The organism is Streptomyces smyrnaeus (assembly GCF_017676345.1).
GTDB classification, from domain to species: domain Bacteria; phylum Actinomycetota; class Actinomycetes; order Streptomycetales; family Streptomycetaceae; genus Streptomyces; species Streptomyces smyrnaeus.
The window spans coordinates 253938-271207 of the sequence record NZ_JAFFZM010000004.1; the positions used below are offsets into that span (position 1 = coordinate 253938).

The following is a 17270-nucleotide window of genomic DNA, read 5'->3' on the forward strand; positions in this document are numbered from 1 at the left end:
CCCACCAACGCCTTCGAGGCGCGAGTGAACGTACATCGTTAGTGGGACTAACGCAACGGATAGGGTTGTGACCGTGGACGGAGATCAAACTGCGGACATGTCCGACGACGGCGCGCGCAAGACGCCCGACAGGCTGCGGCGGCGGGCGAGCCGATTGTTGTCGCAGCTCACCATGCGGTCGGACCGGCTGATCAACGAGGGGCTGGCCAGGGCCGACGGCCGCAAGTGGCACTACGCTGTGCTCGCCTCACTGCAGGAGTACGGGCCGGGTAGCCAGGCGGAATTGAGCAGGCGCTCCGGCATCTACCGCAGCGACATGGTCGGCGTCGTCAAGGAATTGGCCGAGCGTGACCTCGTCGAGCGGGTACCGGATCCCGACGATCGGCGCCGCAACGTCATCACGATCTCCGTCCGGGGCCGCCGCCGACTACGCCACCTCGACAGGATCCTGGACGACCTCCACGACGAACTGCTCGCTCCGCTGAGTACGGCCGAACGCGACCAGTTCCTCCAGTTGCTCACTCGCTTGCTGGACCACCACACCCGGGCCTCCTGAGCCGCGCCCCCTGGACGAGGCCCTGGGTGAGGCGCCCCCGGCCACTCGCCGGGTGACGAGGAGACGAGCAGGCCCGGCGTACGCGGCACAGTGCTGCCCGGGTCGGTGGAAGCCGATTCCGGGCGGTCAGCCGACTGTCGCGTGGCGTGGGGCGGGGGAGGGGACGGGGGCGTGGCGGATCAGGGGGGTGCCGTATGCGGCCAGCCACACCACCCACATCAGCCAGCCGAAGAGGCCGAGCAGCCCGAGCGGTCCGGTGTGGTCGATGACCAGCGGGGCGAGGGTCGCCGAGGTGAACAGCAGCGCCGCCGACAGGAGTCCCCATGTGCGGTGCCACGGCCGGATGAGTCCGGCCCGTCGACCGCCGATGGACAGGCCGACGAGAGCGAGCGCCAGGAAGGTGCCGTTGAGGGTGAACAGCGCGTCGTGCAGTGCCCACAGCCCCAGTGTCGCGCTGGTGTCCTGGGAGGTCGTCGACGCGATGGCCAGGCGGATCGCGATGACCCCGGCGAAGGCGGCGTTCTGCAGGACGACGCCGGCGAACCCGACCAGTGACCACGCCTCGCCGCGCGCGCTTTCCGATTGCCGCAGTGCGGCGACCGCGCCCGCGCCGAACAGCGTGGCCAGCGCCCAGGCGGCGGGAGTGAGGGCGGACCCCACGCCCACCAGGCCGCCTTCCGTGCCGAAGAACGAGGTGACTTCGGCGATGTCGGCACCGGTGCGGGGGAGACCGGCAGGGGCCACGACCACATTGCCCATGACGATCAGGAAGGCGAACCCGAAGGCGGCGACACCGGCGAGACGGGGGAAGCTCATGGCGGTCCACCAGGCTTTTTGACGTATCATCTATTCATTATAAGGGTCGTAAAGCGAAGGGGTGCAAGGAGCATGAGCACGGAGCCGGGACGACGCCGCTACGACTCGCTGCGCCGTACGGCGCAGGCGCAGGAGACCCGCGCGGACATCGCCCGCGCCGCCCGTCGGCTGTTCGTCTCCCAGGGATGGGCGGTGACTACCGTGCGGGAGGTGGCGCGCGAGGCGGGGGTCTCCGCACCCACCGTCTACGCCGCGTACGGGAACAAGGCGGAACTGACCCGGGCACTGGCCGACGCGGCCGACCTGTCGGCCGATGTGGCGCAACTGGTCGCGGAGCTGGAGCGGCCCGGTGCGGACCCCGCCGCGCAGCTGGCGGCGATGGCCGCATACGACCGGCGGCTCTTCGAGCGGGCAGGCGACATCATCAACCTGATCCGCGAGGCGGGCCGCACCGAGCCGGAGTTGGCCGCGCTCTACCGCGAAGGCCGCGCCCGCGCCGACGAGACGCGGGTGCAGGTGTTCTCGTCCTGGCCCGCCGATGTCCTCCGGCGCGGCCTGGACGTGACCTCGGCAGCGGACATCTACGCGGCTGTGTGCAACATCGACGTCTACGCCGTACTCACCGCGGAGCGCGGTTGGTCGCCCGACCAGGTCGAGCAGTGGTGGAGCGGAGCACTGGCCCGGGAGCTGCTGGGCTGACGCTCCGGGGCCGGCCACGGACGGCCCGGCAACCGACCCGCTTCGCCGATCCGGCGCCGGGTACTCGCTGATCCGTCCCCGGGGACCCCGTACCCGATGACGAGAGAGGTCGAGGAGCAGATGGACGAGGTGACGCAGAGCGCGGAGACGGTCTGCGGGACGGCGGTCCATGAGAGCGGGCGGGACGGTGCGCCTTTCGTCCACGTCCGGTCCGAAGAACGGGATCTCGGCGAGACCCGGCCCGCAGAGCCGGGCTCCGCAGCTGCCCAGCGGGACGGCGAGACCAGGACGACCGTGTGGGTCGCGCTGGGCGCCAATCTGCTCATCGCGGTCGCCAAACTGGTCGGCGGCTTCGTCGCGGCCTCACCGGCGCTGCTGTCGGAAGCCGCGCACTCGGTGGCCGACAGCCTCAACGAGGTCTTTCTGCTCGCGTCCCTCCGGCGCAGCCGCAGGCCCGCCGACAACGCACATCCGTTCGGCTACGGTAAGGAGCGGTTCTTCTGGTCGCTGCTCGCCGCCGTCGGCATCTTCGTCACCGGTGGCTGCTTCTCCTTCTTCCAGGCATTCGAGGCGTTCAGTTCCAGCGGCGAGGAGACGTTCACCGGGTACCTGATGGGCCTTGTCGTGCTCTTCGTGGCGCTGCTCGCCGAGGGCACCTCGCTCGCCCGGGCGCTGCTCCAGGCGCGGGGCCGGGCCAAGGAGGAGACCCGGTCGATGACCGCCGAAGTACGGCACAGCGGCGACCCGGCGCTGCGGACTGTCCTGGCGGAGGACGGCGCGGCATGCCTGGGCGTACTGCTGGCCATAGCCGGTATGGCACTGCACATGGCGACCGGCCAGGGTTGGTACGAGGGGGTGGCGTCGCTGCTGATCGGCGTACTGCTCGTCCATATCGCCTTCGCCCTGGGCCGCAGCGCGAAGGACCAGCTCATCGGCGAGGCGGCCGAGCCGGAGCTCCAACGGGAGATCATCGAGCTGCTGGACGAGCAGCCGGAGATCGACGCCGTCATCGAGGTGCTCACGATGCGGATGAGCCCCGACTCGGTGCTGCTGGCCGCACGGGTCGACCTCGTGCCCGGCGTGGACAGCGAGCACGTCGAGGACGCTCTGGTCCGCGTCAAGCAGAACCTCGCCGCACAGTGCGCCGACGTCGACCACATCTTCCTGGACGTGACCGACGCCACCCGCGGTGACCGCCGCCGGGCCCGGCACGTCCGCGAGGAGATCGAACGCGCCGCCGAGGCGGCCGAGAACGGCCGCGCCACCGATGGCTGACGGGCCGCCGAGGGAGCCCGACCGGCCGGTGCGGGGATGTGCGCAGCGCATGGCGCGTCGGTACGCGTCCGCTCCGCGCAGGGACCGCCCGCCTGCGGGCCGAGCGTCCCCGCTAGGTTGAACACTGACCGGCGTCACCCGGGCAACCGGGCACACCCGGTGCAGCAAGGCCGGTGGAAGAGCCGGTGCGGGCAAGAAGGAGGCTGCTGGATGCCGGGGACGCGGATGGATGTGCACGACGCCCGACTCGTCTACGGATGCATGGGCCTCGGTGGCGGGTGGGACACCGAACCGTACACAGCGGATGACATCGCCCAGGCCGAAGCCGCCGTGGACGCCGCGCGACAAGCCGGTATCACCGTCTTCGACCTCGCCGACATCTACCAGCACGGCAAGTCCGAGGCCGTCTTCGGTGAAGTCCTGGACCGGAACCCCGAACTACGCGGGCAGATCGTGCTCCAGACCAAGTGCGGCATCCGCCTCCCCGCCGAGCACCAGGTCGGCCGCTACGACCTGCGAGGGGCCACCATCGCGCGCCGAGTGGAGGAGAGCCTGCACCGGCTGCGCACCGACGTCATCGACGTCCTCCTCCTGCACCGTCCCGACCCCCTCACCCCTCCCGCGGAGATCGCAGCGGCTCTCACCGACCTTCACGGCCAGGGGCTGGTGCGGCAGTTCGGCGTCTCCAACATGAGCGGCGCCCAGATCGCCCACCTGCAGGCCCATCTCGATCTCCCGCTGGTCGTGAATCAGCTGGAGATGAGCCTCGACCACCGGGACTGGATCGAGTCCGAGGTCCTGGTGAACACCTCCGCCCTCGCCCATAACGGCTTCCCGCACGGAACCCTCCAGTTCTGCTCCGCCCACGGCATTCAGCTGCAGGCCTGGGGAGCGCTCGCCCGCGGGCGCTTCACCGGCCCCGATTCCGGCCAGGCCGGTCAACTCGTCGCCGAACTGGCCCGGTCGAAGGGCACCACTGCGGAAACGATCGTGCTGTGGTGGCTCCAGCGGCACCCGGCGGCCATCGCACCGGTGGTCGGCACGACCCGGCCCGACCGCATCCACGCCTGCCGGGACGCGGTCCTGCGGGAGCCGGACCTCACGCACCAGGAGTGGTACGAGCTGTGGGTCGCCGCACGTGGCGCCCCTCTCCCGTAGGCCTGCTCCACCTTGTCCTCTCGTGGGACGGGGCCGAAGGCGAGCACTGCGGACACGGCCGGTGGGCTCAGTCCGTCGGCTCGCCTGCGGCCTCGTCGGGTACGTAGTCCCCGGCGTCCTCCTTGCCGCCGCTGGGTGCGGATTCTTCTTCCTCCTCCTCTGTCGGCGCTGCGTCCTCCGAGAGCTCCCCCGCCTCGGGAGGGGGCGGAAGGTCGGGTGTCTGTGGTCGCTCGTCTCGTTCACTCATGTCCCACGTGTACCCGCTGTGCGCAGTGCACTGCACCGCACCGAGCTCCGTTGCGGCGACAGCACCTGGCGCCGACCCGGGAACCCGGCGTCGGGGCATGCACCCGCCGGGCCGTCCCCGGGCGGGGACGGCCCGGCCCGGACGGCGGGCGAGTGTTCTCTCAGACGTTGTCCTCCGACGGTGTGAGCAGCGTCGAGAGGGCGGTCGTCGGTTGGTCGGTGACAGTGGCCAGCAGCCGCGTGAATCCCTGAGCCCAGCGCGCGATCGTCGCGGCGTCGAAGAGATCTGTGGAGTACTCGAAGGTGACGGTGATACTTCCGTCCCGGGGTTCGAGGACGACGTACAGCTCGTTGCGGGCGACTCCGACGGTGGGCAGGCTCCGGACGGCGGTGGTGACTCCTCTCAGGTCGAGGGCCGGTGGCGGGGTGGTGACCACGGTGAACAGAACGGTGGGGTAGAGCCTGTCCGCCTCCTCGGGAGCCAGCAGGCGGACGACCTCGTTCAGCGTCAGGACCTGGTGATCGAGGGCGTTGAAGAGAGTCGGTCCGAGGCCGGTGGCGAGCTCGGCGAAGTCGGTGGCTTCGGAAAGGCGTGCACGCAGCAGAACGGCGTCTCCCAGCAGGCCGACCGCCTCCTCGTGCTCCTGGCGGCCGGCCCGGTTGGCGCTGGAGGCGGCGAGCACCACATCGGTGGAGTGCCCGCACAGCCGGGCGGCCCAGGTGGCGAAGGCGGCGGCGAGGACCACGTACGGCGTGGTGCCGAGACGGGCGGCGGTTCGGGCGACACGGGCAGGTACCGCGCCGTCGATCACCTGCTGATGCAGGGCTCCCGCACCGGAGAGGATCTCCGGTCGCGGGTGGTCGTAGGGCAGGTTCAGGCGCAGCGGTACGCCGTCGAGTTCGGCCTGCCAGAACGCCTCCAGGCGTCCTCGCCGTGCACCGTCGTCGAGCTGCTCCCTCTCCCAGCGCGCATAGTCGGTGAACTGAGCAGCGGGCAGGGGGAGCCGCTGAGCGGCCCCGTCGTTGTAGAGCGTCTGCAGTTCCCGCCACAGGACGCCCATCGACCAGCCGTCACAGATCGCGTGGTGCAGGACGACGACCAGGACCCATCGGTCGTCGGCCGATCTGCCGAGCCGGAAGCGGAACAGCGGCGCCCGGTCCATCGCGAACGGGTGTCTCGCCTGGTCCTGGCACCATTGGTCGATCTCCTGGTCGCCGAGCCGGGTGAGGTCGCTGACGGGGAGTTCCACCGGTACCTCGGCGAGGACCTCGATCGCGAGCTCACCGCCGTGCCGTACGGCCCTGCTGCGCAGCGCGTCGTGCCGTCGTACGAGTCCTTCGAGCGCCTGAGCCAGCGCGTGCGGGTCCAGCTCACCTCGCAGATCGACCCGATGGGCGACGTTGTAGACGCTGGGATCGGCACGCTCGTGGTGGCGGCGCCACAGCCTGCGCAGGGTGGCGGGCATGGGCACCGTCTCCACCGGCCGCCGCGGTCCGGGGTCGATGCGGTGGGCGACGGCGCGGATGGTCGGTGCGCGGAAGAAGTCCGCCATGGACAACTCGACACCGTGTTCCGTGGCCATTCGGTTCAACAACCGTACGGCGCTCAGGGAGTGGCCACCGAGCTCGAAGAACGAGCGGTTCAGCGGCACCCGGCGGGCGCCGAGTTCGGCGCACCACAGTTCGTGGAGGGCCTTCTCCAGGGGACTGCCCGGTTCCTCGCCTTCGTCGTCGGGCTTGTCCGCCGTGTCCGCGGTGTCGCGGGGGGCGGGCAGCCGGTCGCGGTCCAGTTTTCCGGCGGCGTTCACCGGCAGCCTCTCCACCCGCACCCAGCGCCGGGGCACCAGGTGGTCGGGGAGCTCAGCGGCCAGGGCGGTCCGCAGCTCTTCGACGGCATCCTGCCCATCCGGCCGATCCTGCCCATCCGGCTGATCCGGCCGATTCCGGCGGTCCGGTCGGTGAGCCGGCCGGTCCGGGCCCGCGAGTGCGACATAGGCGACGAGTTCGCTCTCGCCATGGCTGTCGCGGCGGGCCAGCACCGCGGCCTCACGTACGCCGGGCTGCCGCGTCAGAGCCTGCTGGACCTCGGCGGGCTCGACGCGATGGCCCCTGATCTTGACCTGGTCGTCGAGGCGGCCGAGGTGCTCCAGCGTCCCGTCTCCCCGCCAGCGGGCCAGGTCTCCGGTGCGGTAGCACATCTCCTCGCCGGAGCCGACTGGCTCGAAGGCAGCGGCTGTCTCCTCGGGGCGGCCGTGGTAGCCGTACGACACCGCCGTACCCCCCACATACAGCTCACCGACAGCACCCACCGGGACCTCCCTGCCGTCCGCGTCGAGCAGCCGGATCCGCACGCCGGGGATCGGTGTGCCGATGGGCGGGCAGGCCCCGTGGGCGGGGTCGACCCGGTGCGAGGTGACGATGACGGAGGTCTCGGTCGGTCCGTACTGGTTGAAGAGGGCGCACTCCGGATGGGCGGCGAGGAACCTGTGGAACGCCGGGGTGAGCCGCAGCGCCTCGCCCGCGGAGAACAGTTCGCGCAGGGCGGGCATGCGGGGGCCGGTCTCCATCAGGTACGTCAGCGGGGTGCAGGGCATAAACATCCGCTCGACTCCCTGGCGTTGCACGGCGTCCGTCAGTGCCGCCGGGTCCTGTCGCACCTCGTCGTCGATGAGCACGAGCGCTGCTCCGGACGCCAGCGTCGTGAAGATCTCCTGGACGCTGACGTCGAAGGCGGGCGAGGTCCACTGCAGGGTCCGCAGTGCTGGATGCTGCTCAAGGTGGCGGAGGACCAGGTTGACGGGACCTCGATGGGGCACGACGACGCCCTTGGGACGGCCGGTGGAGCCCGAGGTGTAGATGCAGTACGCGGCATCCGCGGGGTGAACGGCGAGGAGGTCCTCGTCCGGGCTCCGATCCAGTGCCTCCTCCTGGCTAGCTGCCTGCTCCACGGTCCTCACCGGCCACCGCTGGAGGGCGGGATGCCGGGTGAGCAGTGCCTCGGTCGTCAGGACCAGCACGGGGCGGCCGTCGTCCAGGAGCTGTGCGAGGCGGGCGGGTGGCAGGGAGGCGTCGAGCGGCAGATAGGCCGCTCCGCTCTTGAGCACGCCCAGCAGCGCGGTGATCAGCTCGGGGCCGCGCGGCAGTACGACCGCGACGCGTTCGCCACGGCCTGCCCCGTGCGGGCGCAGCCAGCGGGCGAGGCGGTCGGCACGCTGGTCGAGCTCCCCGTAGGTGAGCTGCTGCCCCTGATCGGTCACCAGCGCGACGGCGTCGGGCGTCCGGCGTGCTTGCGCTTCGAACAGGCCGTGCAGGGTCTCCTCCACGGCGGGCAAGGGCTCCTGCTGCCGGCCGAGCCGCGCCAGCGTCGTGCGGTCGGCGTCCGTGAGCGCGGTGAGCGCCGAGAGCGGGGCGCCGGGGTCGGCGAGGGCCCGCCGCAGTACCTGCTCCACGTAGTCCACGAGCCGTCGCACGTCGCTCTGCCCGAACAGCTCCGTGTCGTACTCGACCATGAACCGCACGCCCTCGCGGTGGTGCGTCAGATAGATGCCGAGGTCGAAGGGCGCGCGTGCGGAAGGCGTGTCGAGGAGAGTGGCGGTCAGCCGCGGCGGGTCGAAGTCCACCCGGCTCTCGTTCTCGTACTCCACCATCACCTGGAAGAGCGGGTTGCGGCCGGGATCACGACGCGGATTGAGTGCGCTGACGAGTTCGTCGAAGGGGACGTCCCGGTGCTCGTACGCCGCCGTGCTGCGCTCGCGCACCCGGTGCAGCAACGCGGTGAAGTCCGGGTCGCCGGACAGGTCGAGGCGCAGGGCCACGGTGTCGAGGAACATACCGATCTCGTCCCCGGCCTCCTCCGGCCTGGCGGCGACAGCCGTGCCCACCACGATGTCCCGCTGCCCGCTGAACCTGCCGAGCACGGCGCCGATCGCGCTCGTCAGCACCATGAAAAGGGTGGCGCGCCGCTCGGCGGCGAACTCCCGCAGCCGCGACGTCAGCCGGGCGTCCAGCTCATGGGTGAGGCTCTCGCCCTCACCGGAGCGCACCGGCGGTCGGGGCCGGTCCGAAGGCAGCGTCAGCTCCGGTGCGTCCGCCAGCTCCCGCCGCCAGAAGGCGAGCGCCTCGGCGACCCGGGAGGGGTCGGCGGGGGCGGTCGGCCGGGCGACGAGAGGGCGCAGCGCGGGATCGCCGTCCGGTCCACAGCGGTAGTGGGCGGCGATCTCGCGGGCGAACACCTCCGTGGAGGAGGAGTCGAAGACGATGTGGTGGGCCAGCAGGAACAGCAGGTGCCGCTCGTCGGACAGGCGCAGCAGCCGGCACGAGAACAGGGGTCCGGTACTCAGGTCGAAGATCCGGCGGCCCTCGGTCTCCAGAACGGAGCGCAGGGCCTGCTCCTCGGTCGCGCCGGTGTGGTCCTCCACCGGGCAGTCGATCGCGGCGTCCGTCCGCGTCTCCTGGTAGGGGACCCCGTCGGCGGTGCCGAAGACGGTACGCAGCGCCGGCTGGCGGGCCACGGTACGGCGCAGGGCCCACCTCAGCCTCGCTGTGTCCAGCGGGCCCTCCAGCCGGATCGCCTTGGGCTCGTGGTACATGCTGGTGCCGGGGTGCAGCTGCTCCATGAACCAGATCCGTCGCTGCGCGGGCGACAGGTCCCTTCTGGCGGGCGTCGGCAAAGCCGTGGGGGCCGTCCGGCATGTGCGGGTGCGGAGGCGGTCGATCGCGGGAAGGGCGGCGAGCACCTTGTCCGCCGGTACGCCGAAGTCCACGAAGCAGGCGATCTCGTTTGCACCGGCTCGTGTCAGCCGCCGTACCGTCCCGGCCGCCGACTCCTCGTCGCCGATCAGCGCACGCGAGTCGCAGTAGCGCTGGTAGGCCCGGCCGAGCAGGAAGTCCACGTCCTCCTCGGGGGTGTTGTCCAGGTCGACTTCGAAGCCGAGGCTGTTGGTGACCTGGTTGAAGAGGGAGAGCGAGGAGCGCAGGTACGACATGAACGGCCGGTAGGCCTCTGCGCGGGCGGTCTCGGTGTCCGCACCGAGGTAGGTGTGCACCAGTACCACCACCCGGCCCGCGTCGGGGTCGTGGCCGTGCTCGGCCCGGGTACGTCGGTAGAGCGCGATGTTCTCGCTGAGCTGCTCGACCGACTGCGCCATCAGATTGGTGACGATGCCGAGGCCCTCCGCCGCCGCCCGGCGATAGCTGTCCGGGTTCCCCACCACCGCGACGTACAGCGGCGGTTGGTCCTGAACGGGGCGGGGGTGCAGCTCGATCTCGACGGGTTCGCCGTCGCCGCCGGTCATGGTCAGCGGCCTTCCCGACCAGAGGTTGCGTACGGTCTGCAGCTGTTCGTACATCACCTCGCGGTGCCGTCCGAAGTTCTCCGGGGCGAGCGCGAAGTCCCCGGCATGCCAGCCACTGGCGAAGCACAGGCCCGTTCGGCCGCCCGAGAGGTTGTCGACGACCGACCATTCCTCGGCAACGCGCACCGGATGGTGCAGCGGCAGGACCACGGAACCGGCGTGCAGGCGGACCCTGCTGGTACGCGCCGCCAGTGCGGCAGCGAGCACCGAGGGGTTGGGGAACGGCGCACCGAAGGAGTTGAAGTGCCGCTCAGGGAACCACAGGGCGTGCAGCCCGTGGCTGTCCGCGAACTCGGCGGCCTCCATGATCAGCGCGTAGGTGTCTGCCGTACCGGTCTCGGGGTAGTCACCGAAGAAGTACAAGCTGAAGTCGCATCCGGCCGAGGCCGACGGGAGGGCATCGGACGACGGCCGTGGGGCAGCGGCTGCGGGCGGTGCCTGCGGTACGGGCGCGGTTACGGGGGCCTGGGGCAGGGGAGCGGTGGCGGGCGCCTTCGGTGGGGAGAGGGGCGCGGCGGTCGGGGATGACGTACCCGAGACGAGCTCCAGTTGGCGGGACATCAGGCCGGTGACCTGGTCGACCAGCTGTCCGGCGAGCCGCAGCTGCTGCGCCAGCACATCTTGGAGCCCGGTGTCGTCGCCGCGCGCCGGTGTCTCCTTGGGTGTCTCCTCCGGTGTCTGCTCCGACGCCCGTGCGGAGGCGGGTGCCGGACGCGGCACTGGTGCGGGCACCGACGCGGGTGCCGGACGCGGGGCCGTCTCGGGAGCGCCCTCCGGGGGCTGCCCCGGCGCGTCCACGTCTTCGCGGGCCCCTTCCGCGGGCGCACCATGCGCGGTTCCGGCCTCCTGGTCCGGGCCGCCGCGCAGTCGTACGACGAACTCGGCGAGCTTGCGCGGAGTGTCGGACTCGGTGAACAGCTCTCGGACCGGGACACGCACTCCGTACCGCCGCTGCAACTCCGTGGTCATGCCCAGCAGGGCCAGTGAGTCGGCGCCCAGCGCGAAGAAGGACGTGTCCGGTGCGACATCCGCCCGGGTGGCTCCCAGCTTCAGCGCTGTCAGTTCGCGAATGCTCTCCACGGCCTCGTCCAGTGCCGGCTCGTCCAGCGCCGGGCTCCCGGCGGGCGGCGGCGCCACCGATTCCGCCACCGCCGGAACGGCCTCACCGCCCTTCGTAGCCGCGCCGGGGACCGGGAAGCGGCGTCGGCGCAGGGGATGGCCGGGCAGCGGGACGCGGCCGCCGTCGCGGGCGACCGCCCGCCAGTCGAGGTCGGCGCCCCTGCGGTAGAGCTCGCCGAGCGAGGCCAGCACACCGTGCCACTGCCCCGTACCCGTGGCCGTGCCGGTACCCGCGCCCGTACCGGGGTCCGGGTCGGTTCCCTGGCCGGGCAGCCAGCGGCTGTCGGGCAGGCAGTGCCTGCCCAGACCGGTGAGTACGCTGCCCGCGCCCATTTCCAGGAAGTCCGCAGCCCCCTGCCGGGACGCGGTCGCCACCGCGAGGTCGAAGCGGACCGGTTCGCGTGCTTGGCGTACCAGGTAGTCGGCGTCGGCCCGCCAGCCGATCGGCCGCAGTACGCCGTCGAGCGCGCCGGCCAGCGGGACCCGCAGCGGCTGCAGCTCCAACTTCTCGACGTATGTGCGGAGTTCGGGCAGGACGGGGTCGAGCGCGGCGGAGTGGAAGGCCCGGTCCACGGGCAGTGGCTGCCACCGGACGCCCTCCTGATCGAGCAGCTGTTCCAGCTGCCGAAGGGATTCCGCCGGGCCGGAGACCACGTGGGCGCGTGGCCCGTTGACCGCTGCCAGTTCTGCTCCTGCCGTCTGTGCGAGGCGCCGCACGGTCGCCGGATCGGCGTGTACTGCCAGCATCGCCCCGGGCGGGCATCCGCGCTGCATCAGCCTGCCGCGCCACGCGGTGATCCGCAGCCCGTCCTCGACGGACAGCGCACCGGCGGCACAGAGCGCCGCGTACTCTCCTGCGCTGTGTCCGAGCAGTAGCGCGGGGCGGATCCCGAAGGCGCGCCACAGCTCGGTGAGAGCCATCTGGTGGGCGAAGAGGGCGGGCTGGGCGGTCTCCGTCGGCCAGGGAACATCGCTGTCCGCTGCACTGTCGTCGAGGAGGACGGGCAGCAGGGTGCCGCCGAACTCCTCGGCGTACACCTGCTCGCACAGGTCCAGGACGCGGCGGGCCTCGGGGTGCGCGGCGTAGATCTCGCGCGCCATGCCGGGGCGGGCACTGCCCTGCCCCGGGTATGCGAAAGCCGGCGGTCCCGGCGAAGGTGCCGGCTGGGTGAGGGTGTCGGCCGCACGCTCCAGGGCCCGGGCCAACTCTTCCCCCGTGCGCCCCACCGCCGCCGTGCGATGCCTGTGGTGGGGCCTGCCGAGGGCCAACGTGGCGGCCAGATCGGAAGGGGCGAGCCCGGGGTGTGCCCGAAGGTGCTCGCGCAGATTGTCGAGAAGTTCGGCCAGGGCCTGCGGATCCCGCGCGGAGACGGGCACGACCACGGGGAGCACTGGTGCTCGCGGGGCGCTACGGGGCGGCGCCTCCTCCAGTACGACGTGCGCGTTGGTCCCGCCGACACCGAGCGCGCTGACCCCCGCCCTGCGCGGCACACCGGGCCGCCCGGACCACGGTTTCCGTTCCGTGCCGAGCACGAACGGGCCGCCGTTCAGCCGGAGCCCCGGATTGGGCCGGCGCAGATGGAGCGTCGGTACGAGAGTGCGGTGCTTCAGCATCAGTACGGTCTTGATCAGCCCGGCCATGCCCGCACAGCTGTCGAGATGGCCGATGGACGGCTTCACCGAGCCCAGGGTGCAGAACCCGGTGTGGTCCGTGCCCTCCCCGAACGCCCGCGACAGTGCCTCGAACTCCACCGGATCCCCGAGCTGGGTGCCGGTGCCGTGCGCCTCCACGTACGACACGGTGTCCGGCTCGACCGCCGCTTTGCGCAGTGCCTGCCGTACGACCTCGATCTGGCCCGCCACCCCGGGGGCACTGAACCCGGCCTTGCCCGCCCCGTCGTTGTTGACGGCCGAACCGAGGACGACCGCGTGCACGGTGTCACCGTCGGCCAACGCCCGGTCGAGCCGCTTGAGCAGTACGGCGGCGACCCCGTTGCCGCCCACCGTGCCGTCGGCGTCCGCGTCGAAGGCACGACAGCGCCCGGTCGGCGACAGGATGGAGCCCGGGTGGCTGCGATAGCCGGATTCCTGAGGGGTGTGCACGGCGGCCGCTCCGGCGAGCGCCAGGTCGGCGTCACCACTGATCAGGGCCTGCGCCGCGAGATGGACGGCGACCAGGGAGGTGGAGCAGGCGGTCTGCACACCGATGGCGGGGCCGGTGAGGTCGAGCCGGTAGGCGACTCGGGTGGCGAGGAAGTCCGGTTCCCGCCCCATGGCCGTCAGCAGGCCGGTGGCCGGATCGCCGTCCGGAGGCGGGGGTGTGGCGCCGGGCGCGTCCTGGTGGTCGTACAGATTCATACCGGAACCAGCGAACACACCGATGCGGGTGCCGGGGGCCGAGGCCGCGTAGCCTCCTTCCTCCAGGGCCTGGTGGCAGCATTCGAGGAAGAGCCGGTGCGCGGGGTCGGTGAGCCCGGCCTCCTTGGGGCTCATGCCGAAGAAGTCCGCGTCGAAGCCCTCGATGTCGTCGAGGACACCGCCGACGGGGACATGGTCCGGCTCGGTGCCGCCCGAGGAGAAGACGCTGACGTTGTCGACGCCTTCGCGGAGGTTCGCCCAGAACGCGGCGACGGACGGTGCCCCGGGAAAGCGCGCGGACATGCCGATGATCGCGATGCGGTGCTCCGGCGCTGTGGGGTCCGGGTGCGGGGCGGCAGCCTGGCCGGGGCGGGGGAGCGGGGCCGCTTCCCGCTCCGGGTGCGGGGGCTGCGGCGGTTCCGGCGCGGCTGTGGCCAGATACGCCGCGAGCGCCGCGACCGTGGGGTGTTCGAAGAAGGCGGACTGGGGTATCGACCGGGCCAGCCGCGACTCCAACCGGCCGCGGAGCCGGGTGAGCGCCAGGGAGTCCATACCCAGCTCGTAGAAGGGAGTGTCGGTGTCCACCGCGTGCCCGAGCAGGGCGGCGGCGTCCTCGCGTACCACGCGCAGCAGATCGGCGCCGCCCCCCGGAAGACCGGTGCCGTACCCCGGGCCGGTGTCGAAGGCACCCGCCAGCAGCCGCTCACGCAGCTGTGCCCGGCGCACCTTCCCCGCCGGGGTACGGGGGAACTCGGCCTCGGGTACCGGCACAGCGCGGGCGACCGTGAGCCGGAGTCTGGTGAAGACGGCCGCCTTGATGCCCCGGGAGGCCCGTTCGTCCGCGGCCGCGTCGCCTCGGCTGACGAAGAACACGACCAGCGACTCACTGCCGGCCTCCGGGTCGGGCACCCCGCAGGCGGCGATCTCCCCCGCCCGTACGCCGGGCACGGCGACGGCCGCGTCCTCGACCTCGTGGCCGTGGACGTTGTGCCCGTTGAGGACGATCAGATCCTTGCTTCTGCCGGTGATCGTCACCTGGCCGTCGGCGAGGAAGGCCAGATCGCCGGTGTCGAGCCAGTCGGGCCCGTCGGGGAAGGCGGCCCGGTCCGCCTCGGGGTTGTTGACGTATCCGGGGGTGACGCGGGCCGCCGACCGTATCTGCAGTCTGCCGATCCGCTCCTCCGGCAGGGGCTCCGAGTGGTGGTCCACGACGCGCACCGCCGCCCCGTGTGCGGGGGCTCCGACGGCGACGAAGGTGGCGCGGTCCTGTTCCGCGGTGTCCTCGCCGACGCGGACCAGGTCCCCGTCGAGGCTGTCCTTGCGCAGGTGGTTCACGCTCCCCGCACCGCCGAGGTTGCCGTAGGTGATGGCCGTGACCGTCTCCGCCATCCCCCAGACGGGCACGATGTGCTCGTCCCGCACACCGAACGGTTCCGTCGCGGCGAGGAATCGTTCCATCACCGACAGCGGGATCTGCTCCCCGCCGCACACCAGGGTCCGTATCCGGCCCAGATCCCAATGTCTGTCCGGGTGTTCGCGCACCGCGTCGGCGATCAGCCGGTAGGCGAAGGCGGGCGCCCAGGCGTGGTGCGCTCCGTGCTCCTCCAGCAGGTCCAGCCAGCGCAGCGGCGCGACCAGCACATGGCCACTCGCCGTGTGGACATTTGTGCAGCCCACGAAGACCTCGAGGAGGTGGTAGAGCAGGAGCGCCCCGCTGTGATCAACCGGAAGCCAGTTCACGGTCGTATCGCCCGGCCGCACATCCAGGATCCGGCGGCTGCTCGCCGCGAACTCGCTCAGCCCCCGGTGCGTGAGCCGGGCCGCCTTGGGCACGCCCGTACTGCCCGAGGAGAGCATGAGCAGCGCCACATCGGCGCCGTCCGGCTCCAGCAGATCCTCCGCGGGCGGTCGGCGCAGACAGTCCTCGGCGACCACGACCTGTGCGGACGGAACTGCCCCGGCCACCACGGCCGCGCCGGCCCGGTCCGTCACCACCAGCGGCTCACCCAGCAACGCGCAGGTGTGACCGAGACGTTCCATGGCCGGGGAGTGCGCCTCGGCCCGCTCCGCGAGGGCGACCGGTCTGGCGCCGCCGAGCAGGCAGGCCCAGAACGCGGGGAAGAACTCCTCCAGCGGTAACCCGCACAGAACGATGTCGGCGCCGGGACGCAGCCCGCGCTCACGCAGCCCCGTGAGTATCCGTCGTGCCCTGGCCAGCAGTTCGGGGTACTTCTGCACGGTGGTGCGGCCCTCGTCGTCGACGGTCACGACGCCCGCGTCCGCGAAGCGCTCCGCCGCACGCAGCAGGGCGCTGACCGCGTTCAGCGGATCGTCGTCGGTCAGCTCCAGCTCAGGCCCTCGGTACAGGGCCGGTCCGCGTGCACGGGCCATGGGTGTTCGCTCCTTCACTGTGTGACGGCTTTTCGTACGGTTGCTCGATCATCCGGCGCCGGGCGGCGAGGGACAGCAGAAGAAACGCCAGTGCCGCACAGAGCGCCATCCCGTGGAAGAGGCCCACGACCGCGAGCGCCGGCCACATCTCCAGCGCTGCCGCCGCGGCCACCATGCCCAGGGCGAATCCGGAGGTCTCCGCCGTGGCCGACAGCCCGAACAGACGGCTGCGTTCCCGGTCCGGCGCGGCCTGCAGCCGGGAGGTGTACACGATCTCCGTGAACCCGTCGGCCAGCCCGGCGACCCCGGCGACAGCCATGAGGAGCAGGGGCGCCGGACCGGTGAAGGCCAGCACGAAGGACACCGACATCACGCAGGTGCCCACGGCGAAGGCGTACGCCCCCCACCGGCCCTCCGACCACGAGGCGTGCCGCCGCTTCAGAAGCTGGTGGGCCAGGAACGTGCCCACCGCCCAGGAAGCCCAGAACTGCGTCATGAACAGGGCCGGGTCTCCCGGCGACTCCACGTCGGCCACCACGGGCAGCGCCACGTTGTGCGACGAGGACGCGAGCGCGTCGACGCCCCGCAGCAGGACCATGCCGAGCAGCAGTGCGGGCACCGCCCTCAGCACCTGCCGCAGCGAAGCGGCTCCCGCCTCCGGCGCGGTCTGCGGGCCCTTCCGGTCCTCCTCCATACGGGGCCGCAGCAGCGACAATGCCACCGCGGACACCAGGAAAGTCGCCGCGTTCACGGCGAACGCGGCGCTGTGTCCCGCCAGTTCGATGATCGGGGCGGCCGAGGCGAAACCCGCCACGGTGGCCACGGAACGAGACGTCGTCAACTGCCCGTTGGTCCGGACCCGCGCCTCGTGCCCCACCATCACCGGGACCGCACTGCGCAGCGCGACGGTGAAGAAGGTGTTTCCGGCACCGAGCACCACCACGACGACAGCCAGCAGCCACACCGGAGCCGAGCCCGTCGCGGACAGCGCCAGCACCACCATGGCCACCGCCTGGCCGAGATCCGCACCGATCATCATGGCCCGGCGCCCCACCCTGGCCGCCAGCGCTCCGGCTCCCAGCCCGGCCAGCACTCCCGCGAACAACCGCAGCGCCATGAGCAGGCCCAGACCGAGCCCGCTCCCCGTGACCTCGTACGTGAACAGGCTCAACGCGATCAGATTGAGAAAGTTGCCGTAGACGGAAACCGCATACGCGCCCACAAGAGCGCGCACACGCCAATGCAGGTGACTCAATCCAGACTCCTCGTAGATAGGGGCATGAGCCAGATACATGGCA

The 17270-nt window shown here is 71.6% G+C and carries 8 protein-coding genes; 4 read left to right on the forward strand and 4 right to left on the reverse strand.

Annotated features, from left to right (window positions below; all coding sequences use genetic code 11):
- The first annotated feature begins 97 nt into the window (after window positions 1–97).
- Window positions 98–556 carry a MarR family winged helix-turn-helix transcriptional regulator gene (locus JW613_RS09230; RefSeq protein WP_209210213.1) on the forward strand — a complete coding sequence of 153 codons (459 nt, stop codon included), beginning with the start codon at window positions 98–100 and terminating at the stop codon, window positions 554–556.
- Window positions 557–682: 126 nt separating this feature from the next.
- On the opposite strand, the gene JW613_RS09235 is transcribed toward JW613_RS09230, so the two are convergent.
- The gene (locus JW613_RS09235; RefSeq protein ID WP_245225243.1) at window positions 683–1402 is read right to left on the reverse strand and encodes a 2-oxoglutarate/malate transporter; all 720 of its coding nucleotides are present in this window, start codon (window positions 1400–1402) and stop codon (window positions 683–685) included.
- 42 nt (window positions 1403–1444) lie between these two features.
- On the opposite strand from JW613_RS09235, the gene JW613_RS09240 reads away from it, so the two are divergent.
- The 3 genes from JW613_RS09240 (at window position 1445) to JW613_RS09250 (ending at window position 4504) form a co-directional block, all read left to right on the forward strand.
- The gene (locus tag JW613_RS09240; RefSeq protein ID WP_209210214.1) at window positions 1445–2071 is read left to right on the forward strand and encodes a TetR/AcrR family transcriptional regulator; all 627 of its coding nucleotides are present in this window, start codon (window positions 1445–1447) and stop codon (window positions 2069–2071) included.
- Window positions 2072–2167: 96 nt separating this feature from the next.
- Window positions 2168–3346 carry a cation diffusion facilitator family transporter gene (locus JW613_RS09245; protein ID WP_245225244.1) on the forward strand — a complete coding sequence of 393 codons (1179 nt, stop codon included), beginning with the start codon at window positions 2168–2170 and terminating at the stop codon, window positions 3344–3346.
- A gap of 210 nt (window positions 3347–3556) precedes the next feature.
- Complete coding sequence (locus tag JW613_RS09250) at window positions 3557–4504, forward strand: aldo/keto reductase (protein ID WP_245225245.1); 948 nt, start codon at window positions 3557–3559, stop codon at window positions 4502–4504.
- A gap of 67 nt (window positions 4505–4571) precedes the next feature.
- On the opposite strand, the gene JW613_RS09255 is transcribed toward JW613_RS09250, so the two are convergent.
- The 3 genes from JW613_RS09255 to JW613_RS09265 form a co-directional block, all read right to left on the reverse strand.
- On the reverse strand, window positions 4572–4751 hold the full coding sequence (locus JW613_RS09255; protein ID WP_209210215.1) for a hypothetical protein: 180 nt from the start codon (window positions 4749–4751) through the stop codon (window positions 4572–4574).
- Window positions 4752–4911: 160 nt separating this feature from the next.
- Window positions 4912–15972, reverse strand: coding sequence for a non-ribosomal peptide synthetase/type I polyketide synthase (locus tag JW613_RS09260; RefSeq protein WP_209210216.1), 11061 nt, complete (start codon window positions 15970–15972; stop codon window positions 4912–4914).
- Window positions 15932–17227 carry an MFS transporter gene (locus JW613_RS09265; protein ID WP_245225246.1) on the reverse strand — a complete coding sequence of 432 codons (1296 nt, stop codon included), beginning with the start codon at window positions 17225–17227 and terminating at the stop codon, window positions 15932–15934. The genes JW613_RS09260 and JW613_RS09265 overlap by 41 nt, the downstream gene beginning before the upstream one ends.
- Window positions 17228–17270 lie beyond the last annotated feature (43 nt).

Bases quoted from the DNA above. Each gene is read 5' to 3' on its own strand.
- JW613_RS09230 (WP_209210213.1), top strand. From the start codon at position 98: ATGTCCGACGACGGCGCGCGCAAGACGCCCGACAGGCTGCGGCGGCGG.
- JW613_RS09235 (WP_245225243.1), bottom strand. From the start codon at position 1,402: ATGATACGTCAAAAAGCCTGGTGGACCGCCATGAGCTTCCCCCGTCTC.
- JW613_RS09240 (WP_209210214.1), top strand. From the start codon at position 1,445: ATGAGCACGGAGCCGGGACGACGCCGCTACGACTCGCTGCGCCGTACG.
- JW613_RS09245 (WP_245225244.1), top strand. From the start codon at position 2,168: ATGACGAGAGAGGTCGAGGAGCAGATGGACGAGGTGACGCAGAGCGCG.
- JW613_RS09250 (WP_245225245.1), top strand. From the start codon at position 3,557: ATGCCGGGGACGCGGATGGATGTGCACGACGCCCGACTCGTCTACGGA.
- JW613_RS09255 (WP_209210215.1), bottom strand. From the start codon at position 4,751: ATGAGTGAACGAGACGAGCGACCACAGACACCCGACCTTCCGCCCCCT.
- JW613_RS09260 (WP_209210216.1), bottom strand. From the start codon at position 15,972: ATGGCCCGTGCACGCGGACCGGCCCTGTACCGAGGGCCTGAGCTGGAG.